Raw genomic sequence first — 15,592 nt, 5'->3', positions numbered from 1 at the left:
TGTCAGGCTCCTTATTCGGCGGGCACGGCGGCGCCGGGCAGCGGAGCCGGGCGATCGGCGGCGGGATTGTGCGGCGTTTCGGTCATCGGCTTTTCCTCGCGGATGTTGCCCGCGATCGTCGCCCACACGTTGACGATCATCACGATGAACCCGGCGAGGTAGAGCAGACCGCCCGTGGCGCGGATCAGGTACATCGGGTGCATCGCCGCGACGCTTTCGACGAAGCTGTAGACGAGGTAGCCGTCGGCTCCGTATTCACGCCACATCAGGCCCTGCATGATGCCCGCGACCCACATCGAGGCGGCGTAGAAAACGATCCCCACCGTCGCGAGCCAGAAGTGCCAGTTTACCATGCGCAGGCTGTACAGGCGCGGACGGTTCCACAGGCGGGGCACCAGATAATAGACGCAGGCAAAGGTGATCATGCCGTTCCAGCCAAGCGCGCCACTATGGACGTGGCCGATGGTCCAGTCGGTGTAATGCGACATCGAGTTGACCCATTTGATCGACATCATCGGGCCTTCGAAGGTGCTCATCCCGTAGAAGGCGAGCGCCATCACCATCATGCGGATGATCGGATCGGTGCGGATCTTGTCCCAGGCGCCGTTGAGTGTCATCAGGCCGTTGATCATGCCGCCCCAGCTGGGCATCCACAGCATGATCGAGAACACCATGCCCAGAGTTTGCGCCCAATCGGGCAGCGCGGTGTAATGGAGGTGGTGCGGACCTGCCCAGATATACAGGAAGATCAGCGACCAGAAGTGGATGATCGACAGCCGGTAGCTGTAGACCGGGCGCTCGGCCTGTTTGGGGACGAAGTAATACATCATCGCCAGGAAGCCTGCGGTCAGGAAGAAGCCGACCGCGTTATGGCCGTACCACCACTGGGTCAGCGCATCCTGCACGCCTGCGAACGCCGAGTAGCTCTTCGATCCGAAGATCGACGCGGGCATCGACAGGTTGTTGACCACGTGCAGCATGGCCACGGTGATGATGAAGGCGAGATAGAACCAGTTGGCGACATAGATATGCGGCTCGCGGCGCTTGACGATGGTGCCGACGAACACCGCGAGATAGCACAGCCAGACGACCGTCAGCCACAGATCGACATACCATTCGGGCTCGGCATATTCCTTGGCCTCGGTGACCCCCATCAGATAGCCGGTGGCGGCGAGCACGATGAACAATTGATAGCCCCAGAACACGAAGCGGGCCATTTTGGGGAAGGCGAGCCGCGCGCGGCAGGTGCGCTGGACGACATAGAAGCTGGTCGCGATCAGCGCGTTGCCGCCAAAGGCGAAGATCACTGCCGAGGTGTGCAGCGGCCGCAGACGTCCGAAGGTGGTGTATTCGAAGTTCAGGTTGAGCACGGGGAAGGCGAGCTGCAACGCGATGTACAGCCCGGCGGCCATGCCGGCAGCGCCCCAGAACAGGGTGGCGATGACGCCCCAGCGCACCGGATCGTCATCATACAGGCCCTGATCGGCAGGGCTCTTCAATATGCCGCGAGCGATCGCGCCATAGTCCGCGCGGGTCATGGTGAACCACAAGGCGAGCAGACAGGCGATCATCACGGTCGTCATGTGCACCGCAAACGGCCAGTCGACCGCAAACACCGCCATCGCCAGCGCCAGCAGCGCCAACCCCAGCCAGCCGCCGGTTTTCAGAACCAAACCATCCATAACGTATGTCCCCGTACGCGATAGGCCACCGGCCCGCGCTTCTACTGGGGTGCTGATGCGCCGGTTGGCGCGACAAAACATTGATCCTGATCAACGAATTTTTTGCGCCGGATCAATGCGCTGGCACTCCCGGCCCGGCAGGGATGCGGCCACTCAAGGAGGAGTTGAACCCATGAAGAACTACATTGCCCCGCTCGCTGCATTGGCCGCTGCCATCGCTCTGCCCGGCCAGGCCATGGCGCAGAATGGCGAGGTGCATTTCAAGGTGCTGGGGACGCTGGTGGCACCCGATGGCAAGATCAAGGACGTCAAGCTGGACCTGATCGGTTTGCCTGCGGGAAGCCAGACCAAGGCCAACGACAATTTCGTGCCGACCGTCGCCATCGAATATTTCTTCACCGACCAGGTATCGGTGGAAACGATCGCCGGGGTGACCCAGCATGATGTCGATGGACGCGGCGCGCTGGCTGGCGCAGGCCTTGTCTCCAACGCCAAGATCGTACCTGCGACCGTCACGCTGAAATACCATTTCGGCAAGGCCGGCGGTATCCGCCCCTATATCGGCGCAGGGCCCAGCTATTTCATCTTCATCAACGAAAAGCCCGGCGCGACGACGCGGGCGCTGGGCGCCACCAGCCAGAAGATCAACGATACCGTGGGCGCTGCGCTGCAGGCCGGAGTCGATGTTCCGATCAACGACAAAGGCATGTTCGTCTCGGTCGACGCCAAGCGCTATTTCATGCGCCCGCTGGCCAGCTGGCGCGCCAATGGCGTCGAGGTGCTGCGCACCCGGCACGAGCTTGATCCCTGGGTGATCAGCGCCGGTCTGGGCTTCCGCTTCTAAAGCGGACCGAAGGCCTTCAGCCAGCCATTGCTTCCATCGCCGCGCGGTCGTGAATCACGATCTCGCGGCGAGAGGGCAGGCCAAGCACGCCGGCCCCTCGCATCTGGGTGAGCTGGCGGCTGGTCGTCTCGATCGTCAGACCCAGAATGTCGGCGATCTGCTGACGGCCGAAGGGCAGTTCGAAAACGTTCTGCGCATTGGCGGTGTCGCACCCCTGGCCGGTGATCCGCTCGGACATTTCGAGCAGGAACGAGGCGACCTTTTCGGCAGCCGACTTGCGTCCGAGCAGCATCATCCAGTGCCGCGCCCGGTCGAGTTCGTCGAGCGTCCGGCGCAGCAGCTTCTGCTGAAGGTCGGGGTGCTCGCTGGCAAAATCGTCGAAGCTGTTGCGGTTGAAGATGCACACCTCAGCATTGGTCATCGCGGTCACCGTATAGGGGCTTTCCTTGCCGAACGGGCGGCCGATGAAATCGGAGGCGAAGACCACACCGACGATCTGCTCGCGGCCTTCGGATGCCGCGACCACCAATTTGAGCACGCCTTCCAGCACATTGGCGACGACCGGGGCGTCATCGCCCTCCCACAACAGGGTGTGGCCCGCCTTGACGCGCTGACGCCGCCCCATCTTCCCCAGCACCGCAAGCTCATCAACAGTAAGGCTGGCGCAAATCGCGCGGTTGCGTACAACGCAGGTGGAACAATCGTTCATTCCGTCTCTCTACAGCTTAACATGCGTTATGAACAGCATGCTGCGCCAGTCCGAAGTTATCGCGGCGGCAGGCCTGCAAATGTGATCGCGCTTTCCGCGCCGTTTTCCGACATCGCGGCCACACCGGCGAAGTGATCATCGACGATCACGCCCGGCAAGGTCAGCTTGCTGTCGGTGGTTTCGGTCGACTGCTCCCAGTCACGTGCATCGGCCCGGCGCCAATAGACCTTGTAGCGTGCAGCGCCCGGCACCTCGGTCCAGGTCACCTGCGTGTCGCTGGTCAATGCCCCGGCGAGCTTGGCGCTTTCGGGCGCGGCAGGGGCGCTTGCCAGCTCGCGGATCACCGCCACGTTGAGCGCGGTTACCCGTGCCAGATACGCAAAATCCATCTCGTCGATGGTGTCGCCGAATTTGCGGTCCCCCTCGGTGCGGATATCCTGGTGCTGGTGGTCGTAGTTCTCGACGCCGACGGTGAAGCGGATCGCCGGATAGCCCAATTCGAGCGCGGGCAGATGGTCGCCGCCGCGCGCAAACCGGTCGGGCCTGCGGACGCCGAACACTTCCAGCCCGATATCGCTGCGCGCCTTGCCGACGCGTTGCGCGGCGCGCATCAGCGCGCGCGAGGGGCCGTCGTCCTCGCCGCCGCTGCCGCGCCTGGCCATCGCTTCGGCCATGGATTCCGATGCCCGGATTCCTTCGGAGAACACGCGTACCCGGTCGCTGACCTTGCGGCCATCCTGGCCCTCGGTGTTGCCGACGATGTCGTTGTTGAGCAAGGCCCGCACCCGCCAGCCGCGCGCTCGTGCGGTCTCGGCGATCAGCCGTCCGCCCCACAATCCCTGCTCCTCGCCCGAGAGAGCGGCGTAGATGATGGTCGGCGCGAATGTCTCGCGGCTCAGTGTCCGTGCCGCTTCCAGCACCAGCGCGACACCCGATGCGTCGTCATTGGCACCCGGCGCATCGCTGGTGAAATCGGCGATATCGGTCACGCGGCTGTCGATATGCGCGGAGATGATGATAACGTCATCCGGGTCGCCGGTGCCCTGCTGCACGCCGAGCACGTTGATGACATTCACCCCGTTGGGCGCGCGCGGTCCGGTAAAGCGCCGGTCGATCTGCTCGACGGTGATGCAGCCGCGACAGGTCTTGCTGATCCTGGCGAACTCAGCTGCGGCCCAGCGCCGGGCAGCGCCAATGCCACGCGTCGGGTGATCGGGCGATGAAAGGGTGTGCCGGGTGCCGAAGCTGACCAGTTTCTCGACATCGGCTCTCAGCCTGGCCGGATCGGCCTCGACCTCGGCGTGCGCGGGCAGATTGGACAGGACGAGCGCGGCGACCAGCGTGGCTATTTTGTGCATGGCGGCCAAGCTGGCCCAAGTCGTGTGGCAGTGCAAGCGCCTTGAATGCGCTATTGTCCGGTCTTGAGATACCAGCGCTCGCCGCCCTCGAGGCACAGGGCGGTCAGCACGCCGCTCATATAGGCGCCGGTATCGATCCCGATGCGATTGGAACATTCCTCGACATCGTCGGTGATGGTGTGGCCGTGCACGATCAATTTGTCGTGTGGCGCATCCTCGATAATGAACTCCTCGCGAATCCAGCGCAGGTCCTTGGGCCGTTGATCTTCGATCGATACGCCAGGACGGACACCGGCATGAACGAAGGCATAATCGCCCATCACGATCCGGTCCTTGAAGCCGGATACGAAATCGACATGATGCTTCGAAAGCAGGTCGGGCATCCGCGCGGCGAGCTCTTCCATGCTCAGTTCGTTATATTCCTGCGGCGCGATGTCATAGCTCAGGATCGTCTCGCGACCGCCGATCTTGCAGAAGAAACGCACCAGCTTCTCGTCGCCGGTGGCCGCGCCGAGATAGACTTCCTCGTGGTTGCCCATCAGGAAATGCGCCTTGTCACCCAGTGTCTGGGCCACTTCCATCGCGCGGTCGATCACCCCGGAGCTGTCCGGGCCGCGGTCCATCAGATCGCCCAGGAACACGATATGCGTGTCGGCAGGGCCGCGCGCTCGGTCATCCGCGATGATCTGGTCAAGCAGCAGGTCGAGCAGGTCGCGCCGCCCATGGACATCGCCGATGGCATAAACGCGACGGCCATCGGGCAGCGCCGCGGTGTCGATCGGGGCAGCCGGTTTGGGCTTTCTGCGCAGCAAGGCCTTCAGCATTTGGCGTTCGATTCTTCAATTGTCTGTGTCGTGCGATGCCCCAAGCGGCTGCTATATGCGCCAATTGGCGAAAAGTTCAACTCCCCGCTGTTCGCAGGTGCAGCAATTGGGATAAAACTATGCTGCCCGCGGGAGGCGCGATGGCGTGGTGGAAGGGTGTCGTCCACGCGCAGCGATGGACACCCTTCCGTCAGGCCTGCCGCCTTCCAACCCCTGCCGGGGCAGGTTGCACGTCACTCCGCCGCGAAGCTCAACCCGGCCTTCGCCTCGAGCCGCTTGACCAGATGCTCGCCCAGCACTGCGCCCGGGGTTACAATCCCGCCATCGCCTTCGGGCACGTCCTGCACCAGACACAGCGCGCTTTCGGCGATCATCTTCGAGGTGGAGCCATAGCCCGGGTCCTTGTCGCCCTTGACGCCGTATTTCTGCGTCGCGCCATCGGGCATTTCGGCTATGAACAGCACGTCATAAAAGCCGTTCTCGCGCTCTTCCTTGCTGGGGCCTTCGCCGGGCTTGGGGCCGCCTTCGCCGCCCATCATGTCGGTGTTGGCGAGGTGCTTGGCGATTGCCTCGCCCTTGTCGCCCGGACCGGTGAGCATCATCTCGTCATAGACGAAATCTGCGCCATAGGCATGGCCGAGCAGCGCGTTGGTGCGGTGGACATTCTTGGTGTTGATCGGTGCCATGATGAACGGCGCGGCCCAGCTGCCGAGCGCCTCGTCATGCTCTGGCTTGTTGCCCTTGGGCTGCGCGGGCCCCTCGAAGCCGTTCGCGAGGCTGAACGGATTGACCAGATAGCCCAGCACCGCCGGGTCCTTCGCCGCGGCCGCCATGGTCGCCTTGAGCGAGGCGGCGGTTCCACCAGAAAAGGTGCCCTGCATCGCGCGCACGCGGCCCTTGATCCGCGGTGCGGGCTTTCCGAAGCGGGTCTGGCACTCCTTCTGCAGCATCAGCACGCCCAGATCGAACGGGATCGAATCGAAGCCGGTCGAGAACACGATCCGCGCGCCGCTTGCCTTTGCAGCAGCGTCATATTTGTCGATCATCTGGCGCATCCAGGCCGGTTCGCCGCACAGGTCGACATAATCGGTGCCGTTGGCCGCGCAGGCTGCGATCAGCGGCTCGCCATAGAGCTGATAGGGGCCCACCGTGGTGAGCACGACCTTGGTGCGCTTGGCCATCGCTTCGATCGTCTCCGGCGCGTCGGCGTCTGCGACGATCACCGGGGTATCGGCGGGCAGGCCCATTTCGGCGAGCACGGACGTCATCTTCTCGGCAGAGCGCGCCGCGACCGCCCATTTCGGAGCGTCACCGCCCTGGCCATACGTGGTCTGCAGATACTCAGCGACAAGCCGCCCGGTAAAGCCGCTCGCGCCATAGACGATCACATCGAATTCCCGGTTTTCTCTGGGCGACATAGGCTCTCTCCTGATCCGTGGCTTGTTGCAGTTGGTCTTAAGTCAAAGCTTGGGCAGCGTCACGCCGCGCTGGCCCATATATTTGCCCGCGCGGTCGGCATAGCTGGTCTCGCACGGCTCGTTGCCCTGCAGAAACAGGAATTGGCACGCGCCTTCGTTGGCGTAAATCTTGGCGGGAAGCGGCGTGGTGTTGCTGAACTCCAGCGTCACATGCCCCTCCCAGCCTGGCTCGAGCGGGGTGACGTTGACGATGATTCCGCAGCGCGCATAGGTCGATTTGCCCAGACAGATCACCAGCACGTCGCGCGGCACGCGGAAATACTCGACCGTGCGGGCGAGCGCGAACGAATTGGGCGGGATGATGCAGACATCGGTCTTGCGGTCGACAAAGCTGTTGGGGTCGAACTGCTTGGGATCGACCACCGACGAGTTGACGTTGGTGAAAATCTTGAACTCGTCCGCCACCCGCGCGTCATAGCCATACGACGACAGGCCATAGGAAATGCAGCCATCGCGGCGCTGGGCCTCGACAAACGGCTCGATCATGGCGTGTTCGTGCGCCTGGGTGCGGATCCATTTGTCGGAAAGGATGGACACTTCTATATCTCTCCTGTTTCGTCATTCCCGCGAACGCGGGAATCCCGCTGGCGGGTGCAAAGCGGGACCCCCGCGTCCGCGGGGGTGACGGGGTTAGGGTGTTACTCCAGATTGGCCGGGCCGAACGCGGCTGGCAAGAGCACCGAGAGCCGATGTTCGATCCAGCCGGTGGCATGCCCTGAATAGACGATCGGATCGGTGCCGCCCAGTTGCGCAAGCTCGTTCATCACCTGGCGGCAGCGACCGCAGGGGGTGACGGGCGCCGCCGTGGGGGCAAGCGCGCCTTCCTCGGCCAGCGGGCCACCCATGATCGCGACCTCGACCAGCCCGGTGCGCCGTCCCTGCAGATTGGCGGCGATCGCAGCTGCGGTCTCTGCGCAGATCGCCAGGCCATAGCTTGCGTTCTCGAAATTGCTTCCGGTGACGATGGTGCCGTCATCGAAGCGGAACGCCGCGCCGACATGGAAGCCCGAATAGGGCGCATAGGCCGTCAGCGCCGCGGCGCGCGCGGCGTCCAGAAGTTCGCGTGTCGCGGTTTCATCGGTCATGGTTGCACCACATTCCAGCGCACGCCATCGGGCGCGCCATTGATCCGGTAAAAGCTGCTCGACTGCCACATCACCCAGCGCTTGGCGGCATAATCGGGCGGCACGAAATCGCCGATCAGCCAGACCGTGCGCGACAGGCCGTCGCTGATCTCATAGGCGCTTTCGAACGCGGCGGAAATCCTCAGTAGCGCAGGTTTGCCAGCATGGCTCTCGATCTGGTTCAAAAAGGTGTTGAGCTCGCCCAGCAGCATTGCGCGGTTGGGGCGCGTGGCGCAGCTCTCGTTGAGATCGAGACTGACCACCGGGGGCAGCATTTCCGGATCACGCGGCACGGTGGTGATGAACAGTTCTGCCTGCTGTGCTTCGCCCGCACACAGGCTGAACTCGTGCACCGCGCCATAGCGCATGCCGGTGGCGCGAGCGCCCTCGATATTGTCGGCAAAGCGCCGATCGCGGGCTGCGCCACCTGCACTGGCGCGGATATAGGCGAAATCTGCGCCCATTGCTGCCAATGTCGGCCAGGCCAGATCGCCATCGGCGGCGCTGACATACAGGCCCTGCACCGGGTAATCCTTGCGCGACGGCGCCCAGCCGGTGATTCCGCCCCAGATCAGCCCGCCCAGCACCGCCAGCAACAGGGCAAGCAGCAAAAGGCCGATGGTCCAGCGTTTCAGGGTCGATGTCCGCATGGCTGCTCTGGTCAGCCCTTGATGTGCAGCACGCAGATCAGCGTGAACAGCCGCCGAGCGGTGGGAAAATCGATCTCGATCTTGTCCTGCAGCCGTTCGACCAGCAGTTCGGCGGCTTCGTTGTGCACACCGCGCCGCGCCATGTCGATCGTCTCGATCTCCTGAGCGGTCGCCTTGCGGATCGCCTGGTAATAGCTGTCGCAGATCGCGAAATATTCGCGGATCGGGCGGCGGAAGCGTCCCAGCGCCAGCACCAGCGTTTCCAGATGGGTGCTGTCCTCGCGCGCGATGGTGATCGCAAGGCGCCCTTCAAACACCGCAAGGCTCAACCGGAAGGGACCTGCATAGCCGTCAGGATAGTCCTTCAGCGGCTTGAAGAAATTGTCCTCGATCAGATCGAAGATGGCGATCCGCCGTTCCTGCTCGATATCCGCGTTGCGCCACAGGATGGTCTGCTCGTCGAGCTCGACGTGGATGATGCGGGGATCGGACATATGAGGGCAAGTCTTTCGCCTATGCATCCGGGCTGGGCAAGCGGAAAAACCGGCGTTCCTGGATGTCCCCGGCCTTGTCCACACGATTATTGCCCGCAGTGCCTTGCGCGCCACAGCGTCCGCGTCGAATATGGCCGGATGCCTGAAGACACGCTTATCCAGTCCGCTCCCTCGCCTGTGCTCCCGCCGCAGATCGCCGCGCCCTTGGCGCGCGATACGCCCGAGGCCAAGCTGCCCCGCAACATCGAGGCAGAGGCCGCGTTTCTGGGCGCTCTGCTGATCGACAACCGAATCGCCGAAGAGGTTAGCGCGCGGCTCAAGGCGGAGCATTTCTTCGAGAGCGTCCACCAGCGGCTGTATGCGCAGATCATGCGGCTGATCGACAAGAACGTCACCGTTACCCCGGTGACGCTCAAGCCGTTCTTCGAGAAGGACGCTGGCCTCGCCGAATTGGGCGGCATGCGCTATCTGGCACGGCTCACAGGCGATGCCGGCGGGCTGATCGGCGCACGCGACTTTGCCGACCAGATCTACAATCTCGCGCTGCTGCGCGAGCTGATCCAGGTCGGGCGGACCCTGGTCGACAAGGCCATGGACACCTCGGACACCGTCGATCCGATGGGCCAGATCGAGCAGGCCGAAGCGGCGCTCTACAACGTCGCGCAGGGCGAGGGCGAAGGCGGCGGTGCGGTGCACTTCAACGTCGCGACCAGAACCGCCTTGAGCATGGTCGAAAAGGCGCTCAACAGCGGCGGCCATGTCTCGGGCGTCACCACCGGCCTGACCGACCTCAACGCCAAGATCGGTGGTCTGCATCCGTCCGATCTGCTGATCCTCGCCGGACGTCCAGGGATGGGCAAGACCTCGCTCGCCACCAACATCGCGTTCAATGCCGCGGCGCGCTGGCGGCTCGACAAGGCCGCAGGGATCGAGGACGACAAGAATGTCGGCGCCAAGACCGCGTTCTTCAGCCTCGAAATGTCCTCCGACCAGCTGGCGACGCGTATCCTGGCCGAGCAATCGCGGATCAGCTCGGAGAAGCTGCGCATGGGCCAGATCGCGCGCAACGAGTTCCAGCGGCTGGTCACCGCCTCGCAGGAGCTCGAGGACCTGCCGTTGTTCATCGACGATACGCCGGGCCTGACGATTGCAGCGCTGCGCGCCCGCGCGCGCCGCCTCAAGCGCAAGCACGACATCGGCTTCATCGTCGTCGATTATCTCCAGCTGTTGCAGGGCACGGGGCGCAACGAGGGCCGAGTCAACGAAATCTCGGAGATCAGCCGCGGGCTCAAGACGCTCGCCAAAGAGCTCCAGCTCCCGGTGATGGCACTGTCGCAGCTCAGCCGCGCGGTCGAAAGCCGCGAAGACAAGCGCCCGCAGCTATCGGATCTGCGCGAATCCGGCTCGATCGAGCAGGACGCTGATATCGTGATGTTCATCTATCGCGACGAATATTACCACCAGGCGCTGCAGCCGACGGTACCCGACGAGAACAGCACCTCGGAAGAGGCCGAGAAATACGGCGCGTGGATGGAAAAGCACCTGAAGGTTCAGGGCAAGGCAACGGTGGTGATCGCCAAGCAGCGCCACGGCTCCACCGGCAACGTCCAGCTGCGCTTCGAAAGCGAGTTCACCAAGTTTAGCGATCTGGCACGCGAGGACTATATGGCGGGGGGCTACGAGGAGTAGGTCGCTGGCGCCCAACCGCCCAATCTGCTATAGCGCACCAATAGTATGACGATCTTTGGTGGATGACAGCAGATGGCCACGATCCGCAAAACGATAACCCTGACCACACAGCAAGACGACTGGATTGCCGAGCAGATTTCATCGGGAAACTATACCAACGATAGCGAGGCGATCCGCGATCTCATTCGCCAGGCGCAAGTGCGCCATCTCGAAATCGAAACCATCCGCGCTGCGCTGATCGAAGGCGAACGGAGCGGCGAACCGGAAGCTTTCGATTTTGCCGCCTTCAAGCAGCGCAAACTAAAGCAGCATGGCTGAATATCGCCTGACCCCGGCGGCACAGCGCGATCTCGACAGCATTTTCGATTACACCGTGGCCCAATGGGGCCTGGCGCAGGCTACGGATTATACCGACTTCATCGAGCAGGCCTGTACCGTTCTGGCAAACGCGCCGCTCAGAGCGCCAACATGCGATGCAATCCGGCAGGGTTATCGCCGCCAGGGCGTTGGACGGCACGTCATTTACTTCCGTGAAACTAATACCGGCATTTCCGTCGTGCGAATCCTGCATCAGCGGATGAATGCGGCAGGCCAGCTCTGAATCATTCCCGCACCACCGCCATCAGATAATTGAGCGCCAGATTGTCGCTGAGGTGCAGCCCCTTGAGCGGATCCCACGCGATGCCGCGGGTGTCGCGCACGGTCAGCCCGGCCGCGTGCAAATGGGCGGTCAGGTCTTCGGGTGTCAGGAACTTGTGCCAGTCGTGCGTGCCGCGCGGCACTTGGCCGATGCGTTCTGCAGTCTCGACCAGCATGATCCGCGACAGCGTGGTGCGGTTGGGCGTGGACAGCAGCATCAGCCCGCCCGGTGCCAGCACGCGTTCCAGCGCAGCGATGAACGCTGCCGGATCGGTGACATGCTCGATCACCTCCATCGAGGTGACGAGGTCGAAGGTCTCGCCCTCCAACGTCTCGATATCGGCGCAGCGATAGTCGATCTGCAGTCCAACCGCGTCTGCGTGTGCGCTCGCGACTGCGACGTTTTCCGACGCTGCATCCAGTCCGGTGACGCTCGCGCCCAGCCGGGCGAGCGGTTCGGCGAGCAGGCCCGCACCGCAACCGACATCGATCGCGGTTTTGCCTGCCAGAGGTTTCCGCGCCGCGCCGGCATCGGGCCAGTGATGGTCGATGGCGTTGCGGATATAGGCCAGCCGCACCGGGTTCAGCCGGTGCAGCATCGCCGATTCGCCCTTCGGGTCCCACCATTCCGCCGCCAGCCGCCCGAAATGCGCCGCCTCTTTGGGATCGATGGTTCCGTTACGGGCTTCTGCGGTTCCGGTGCTTGCGTTCATCTTGGGGCCTCTCTATGCAGCGCCCGACTATAGGGGCGAACTTCGCATAAGGGAAAGTACGAACGGGCAATGGCACGGATCGTCATGAAATTCGGCGGCACATCGATGGCCGGGACAGAGCGCATCCGCCGGGTGGCGCGGATCGTCAAGCGTCAGCAGGACGCCGGGCACGAGGTCGCTGTTGTCGTCTCGGCCATGGCGGGCGAGACCGACCGGCTGGTCAATTTCTGCCGCGAGGCCAACCCGCTGTACGATCCGGCAGAATACGACGTCGTCGTCGCCAGCGGCGAGCAGGTCACCAGCGGGCTGCTGGCGATCGCGCTGCAGGCGCTGGGTGCGCAGGCACGCAGCTGGCTGGGCTGGCAATTGCCGATCCGCACCGTCGAGGCGCATGCCAAGGCGCGGGTCGAGACGATCGATGCCGATGCGCTGATCGCCGAGATGCAGAAGGGCGTCATTGCGGTCATCCCGGGCTTCCAGGGCGTCAGCGAGGCCGGGCGCATCACCACGCTGGGTCGCGGCGGATCGGACACCTCGGCGGTCGCGGTGGCAGCGGCGGTCAAGGCCGATCGCTGCGATATCTACACCGATGTCGATGGGGTCTACACCACCGACCCGCGGATCGTCGCCAAGGCGCGCAAATTGCGCCATGTGACCTACGAGGAAATGCTCGAGCTCGCGAGCGTCGGCGCCAAGGTGCTGCAGACGCGTTCTGTCGGCCTTGCGATGAAGGAAGGCGTGCGCGTTCAGGTTCTCTCCTCGTTCATCGACGATGATGCACCCGCAGCCGATACGATCCCCGGCACGATGATCGTGAGCGATGAAGAACTGGAAGGAATGGACATGGAACGCCAGCTGATCACCGGCATTGCGCACGACAAGAACGAAGCCAAGATCACGCTGACCCGCGTGCCCGACAAGCCGGGCGCGGTGGCCAACATCTTTGGCCCCCTTGCCGAGGCGGCGATCAACGTCGACATGATTATCCAGAACGTGGGCCGCGACAAGGGCGAGACCGACGTGACCTTCACCGTCCCCGCGGCTGATCTGGCGCGCTCGCTCGACCTGCTTGAGGCGGCAAAAAGCGAGATCGGGTTCAACCGCATCATCCCGGATACCAACGTCGCCAAGATCTCCGTGGTCGGCGTCGGCATGAAGAGCCATGCGGGTGTTGCCGCGACGATGTTCAAGGCGCTCGCCGATCGCGGCGTCAACATTGTTGCGATCTCGACCAGCGAGATCAAGGTCAGCGTGCTGATCGAAGAGGATTATACCGAGCTGGCGGTGCGCGTGCTGCACACGGCCTATGGGCTGGATGCGGTCGAGGCTTGACCGCTTAAAGCCCCTCCCCTTCAGGGGAGGGGTTGGGGTGGGGCAAGGTTTTGCATTCGCCCCCACCCCCTTCCCCTCCCCTGAAGGGGAGGGGCTCTTTTGAGGAAATCGCGATGACCAACCACCCCCTCACCGACACTGCCATGGCGCGGGGCACCGCGTTTCTGGGCAGCGAGACCGCGATCCTGTGCGGGGCGATGAGCTGGGTGTCCGAGCGCAATCTGGTCTCGGCCATCTCCAATGCGGGCGGCTTCGGCGTGATCGCGTGCGGGGCGATGACACCGGCTTTGCTCGACGCCGAGATCGCCGCGACCAAAAAGCTCGCCACCAAGCCGTTCGGGGTCAACCTGATCACCATGCACCCGCAGCTGATGGATCTGATCGCGGTGTGCGCCGCGCACCAGGTCACGCACATCGTGCTGGCGGGCGGCCTTCCGCCCAAGGGCAGCATCGAGGCGATCAAGGCTGGCGGCGCCCAGGTCATCTGTTTTGCGCCCGCGCTGGCGCTGGCGAAGAAGTTCATCCGTTCGGGCGTCGATGCGCTGGTGATCGAGGGCATGGAGGCGGGCGGCCATATCGGGCCGGTCTCGACCAGCGTGCTGGCGCAGGAGATTCTCCCCGAAGTGGCCGCCGACATTCCGGTGTTCGTCGCCGGCGGCATCGGCCGCGGCAGCGCGATCGCGGGCTATCTCGAAATGGGGGCGGCTGGCGTGCAGCTGGGCACGCGGTTTGTCTGCGCGCATGAATCGATCGCGCATCCCGCGTTCAAAAAGGCGTTCCTGCGCGGCAATGCGCGCGATGCCATCGCCAGCGTCCAGGTCGATCCGCGCCTGCCCGTGATCCCGGTGCGCGCGCTCAAGAACAAGGGCACCGAGGAGTTCACCGCCAAGCAGCGCGAGGTCGCAGCCCTGCTCGATGCAGGCGGCATCGACATGTCCGAGGCGCAGCTGCAGATCGAGCATTACTGGGCTGGCGCGCTGCGTCGCGCGGTGATCGATGGCGATGTCGAGAACGGATCGCTGATGGCAGGCCAGTCGGTCGGCATGGTCACCGCCGAGGAGAGCGTCGCGGATATCATCGCCACGCTGATGCAGGAAACAGAAACGGCGCTCGCCCGCTGAGAGGGCAAGCGCCGTTTGATTTCATCCGCGCCGGGAGCGCAGGCGAACTCAGGTGCCTTCGGGTGCGACCGTCGGCTCTGAAATCGATTCTTCCGGATTGGGGGTCGGGTTTTCCGGGCCTGTCGCGGCGCCCGTCATCCAGATGATGCTGAGCGCGATGATGGCCAGCAACGTCGAGATGATCAGCACATACCGGACAATCCCCCGCTTCTGACCTCCACTGGCTTCTTCCGTACTCATCTCAACTTCTTCGCCGTGTCTGATCATGGCCGACCTCCTCTTGGTAACAGACCACAGCTACGAAAATCGGCCGAAATGGTTCCTTCTGGCGCTAAATCGAAGGGCCAGCGGTGGTGAGCAGAAACCAGATCGCGATGATCGCCAGCCCGATCGCCAAAAGCTGCCGTGTGCGCTCCATCCGTCCTGGTTGACTGAGCAGCGGATGCATCTTCGCGGCTAGCAGCACGATGGCAAGATGGATCGTGGTGGCGACGGCCACGCTGATCGCGGTGAGCCCCAGCCCGGTTGCCAGGGTGGGTCCGGTGTCCGGAAGGAAACGCGGGACAATGGCGACATAGAACAGCGCCGCCTTGGGATTGAGAATGTTGGTGATCAGCCCGCGGGTGAAATAGTGCGCGCCGCTGCGCTGGAACGAGGCGGTGTCGGCAGGCGAGGTTTCCGCCTCGCCGCGCCATGTTTCCCATGCCAAATACAGCAGATACAGCCCGCCCGCCCAGCGCAGCGCAGCCCAGATCGTCGGGCTGGCGGCAATCAGCGTCGCCAGACCTGCAGCCGCAGCCACCCCGATCAGTGCCAGCCCGAGCGCGACACCCGCGACAGCAGCCAGCCCCGCCCGGCGCCCGGCGCCCAGAGTCAGCGCCGCCAGATAGGCCATGTTGGGCCCCGGTGTGAGTTCGATGACGAGAACGGTCATG

18 protein-coding genes are annotated in these 15,592 nt (G+C 63.8%); 6 read left to right on the top strand and 12 right to left on the bottom strand.

What is annotated here, in order from left to right; translation table 11 throughout:
* Positions 1-11 precede the first annotated feature (11 nt).
* Entirely contained in the window at positions 12-1,682 is a 1,671-nt protein-coding gene (ccoN, locus tag QUV11_RS02835; RefSeq protein WP_300880448.1) for a cytochrome-c oxidase, cbb3-type subunit I, read from the bottom strand.
* Between the two features lie 172 nt (positions 1,683-1,854).
* Between ccoN and QUV11_RS02830 the strand changes: the two genes are divergently transcribed.
* Entirely contained in the window at positions 1,855-2,526 is a 672-nt protein-coding gene (locus QUV11_RS02830; RefSeq protein ID WP_300880447.1) for an OmpW family outer membrane protein, read from the top strand.
* Between the two features lie 16 nt (positions 2,527-2,542).
* Here the strand turns inward: QUV11_RS02830 and QUV11_RS02825 are convergent, their stop codons facing one another.
* The 8 genes from QUV11_RS02825 to QUV11_RS02790 form a co-directional block, all read right to left on the bottom strand.
* Positions 2,543-3,235: a Crp/Fnr family transcriptional regulator gene (locus QUV11_RS02825; RefSeq protein WP_300880446.1), complete on the bottom strand. Its 693-nt coding sequence runs from the start codon at positions 3,233-3,235 to the stop codon at positions 2,543-2,545.
* A gap of 56 nt (positions 3,236-3,291) precedes the next feature.
* Positions 3,292-4,593 (bottom strand): M20/M25/M40 family metallo-hydrolase, encoded by a 1,302-nt coding sequence (locus QUV11_RS02820; RefSeq protein WP_300880445.1) that lies wholly within the window; start codon positions 4,591-4,593, stop codon positions 3,292-3,294.
* A 50-nt stretch (positions 4,594-4,643) separates the two neighbouring features.
* On the bottom strand, positions 4,644-5,417 hold the full coding sequence (locus tag QUV11_RS02815; protein WP_300880444.1) for a metallophosphoesterase family protein: 774 nt from the start codon (positions 5,415-5,417) through the stop codon (positions 4,644-4,646).
* A 233-nt stretch (positions 5,418-5,650) separates the two neighbouring features.
* A complete protein-coding gene (locus QUV11_RS02810) occupies positions 5,651-6,835 on the bottom strand; it encodes a trans-acting enoyl reductase family protein (RefSeq protein WP_300880443.1) in 1,185 nt (394 codons plus the stop codon).
* 42 nt (positions 6,836-6,877) lie between these two features.
* On the bottom strand, positions 6,878-7,432 hold the full coding sequence (gene dcd, locus QUV11_RS02805; protein WP_300880442.1) for a dCTP deaminase: 555 nt from the start codon (positions 7,430-7,432) through the stop codon (positions 6,878-6,880).
* Between the two features lie 101 nt (positions 7,433-7,533).
* Complete coding sequence (locus QUV11_RS02800) at positions 7,534-7,980, bottom strand: cytidine deaminase (protein WP_300880441.1); 447 nt, start codon at positions 7,978-7,980, stop codon at positions 7,534-7,536.
* Entirely contained in the window at positions 7,977-8,669 is a 693-nt protein-coding gene (locus QUV11_RS02795; protein ID WP_300880440.1) for a GH25 family lysozyme, read from the bottom strand. The genes QUV11_RS02800 and QUV11_RS02795 overlap by 4 nt, the downstream gene beginning before the upstream one ends.
* A gap of 11 nt (positions 8,670-8,680) precedes the next feature.
* Complete coding sequence (locus tag QUV11_RS02790) at positions 8,681-9,163, bottom strand: UPF0262 family protein (protein ID WP_300880439.1); 483 nt, start codon at positions 9,161-9,163, stop codon at positions 8,681-8,683.
* Positions 9,164-9,301: 138 nt separating this feature from the next.
* Here QUV11_RS02790 and QUV11_RS02785 point away from each other — a divergent pair, with 138 nt between their 5' ends.
* From QUV11_RS02785 to QUV11_RS02775, 3 genes are all read left to right on the top strand, one after another.
* Positions 9,302-10,852: a replicative DNA helicase gene (locus QUV11_RS02785; protein WP_300880438.1), complete on the top strand. Its 1,551-nt coding sequence runs from the start codon at positions 9,302-9,304 to the stop codon at positions 10,850-10,852.
* A gap of 72 nt (positions 10,853-10,924) precedes the next feature.
* A complete protein-coding gene (locus QUV11_RS02780) occupies positions 10,925-11,170 on the top strand; it encodes a type II toxin-antitoxin system ParD family antitoxin (RefSeq protein ID WP_300880437.1) in 246 nt (81 codons plus the stop codon).
* Positions 11,163-11,453 carry a type II toxin-antitoxin system RelE/ParE family toxin gene (locus tag QUV11_RS02775; RefSeq protein ID WP_300880436.1) on the top strand — a complete coding sequence of 97 codons (291 nt, stop codon included), beginning with the start codon at positions 11,163-11,165 and terminating at the stop codon, positions 11,451-11,453. Before QUV11_RS02780 ends, QUV11_RS02775 begins: the two co-directional genes overlap by 8 nt.
* Before the next feature lies 1 nt (position 11,454).
* Here the strand turns inward: QUV11_RS02775 and ubiG are convergent, their stop codons facing one another.
* A complete protein-coding gene (ubiG, locus tag QUV11_RS02770; RefSeq protein WP_300880435.1) occupies positions 11,455-12,204 on the bottom strand; it encodes a bifunctional 2-polyprenyl-6-hydroxyphenol methylase/3-demethylubiquinol 3-O-methyltransferase UbiG in 750 nt (249 codons plus the stop codon).
* 69 nt (positions 12,205-12,273) lie between these two features.
* Here ubiG and QUV11_RS02765 point away from each other — a divergent pair, with 69 nt between their 5' ends.
* Positions 12,274-13,536 carry an aspartate kinase gene (locus tag QUV11_RS02765; RefSeq protein WP_300880434.1) on the top strand — a complete coding sequence of 421 codons (1,263 nt, stop codon included), beginning with the start codon at positions 12,274-12,276 and terminating at the stop codon, positions 13,534-13,536.
* 113 nt (positions 13,537-13,649) lie between these two features.
* A complete protein-coding gene (locus QUV11_RS02760) occupies positions 13,650-14,657 on the top strand; it encodes a nitronate monooxygenase (protein WP_300880433.1) in 1,008 nt (335 codons plus the stop codon).
* Between the two features lie 48 nt (positions 14,658-14,705).
* Here the strand turns inward: QUV11_RS02760 and QUV11_RS02755 are convergent, their stop codons facing one another.
* Together QUV11_RS02755 and QUV11_RS02750 are read right to left on the bottom strand one after the other, a co-directional pair.
* Positions 14,706-14,924, bottom strand: coding sequence for a hypothetical protein (locus QUV11_RS02755; protein WP_300880432.1), 219 nt, complete (start codon positions 14,922-14,924; stop codon positions 14,706-14,708).
* 64 nt (positions 14,925-14,988) lie between these two features.
* Entirely contained in the window at positions 14,989-15,591 is a 603-nt protein-coding gene (locus tag QUV11_RS02750; protein ID WP_300880431.1) for a LysE family translocator, read from the bottom strand.
* Between the last annotated feature and the right edge of the window lies 1 nt (position 15,592).

Origin of the sequence: Blastomonas sp., assembly GCF_030373265.1 — a bacterium.
Taxonomy (GTDB): Bacteria; Pseudomonadota; Alphaproteobacteria; order Sphingomonadales; family Sphingomonadaceae; genus Blastomonas.
The sequence above is the reverse complement of the archived record's forward strand: the minus strand, read 5'-3'. Positions and strand labels throughout refer to the sequence as shown.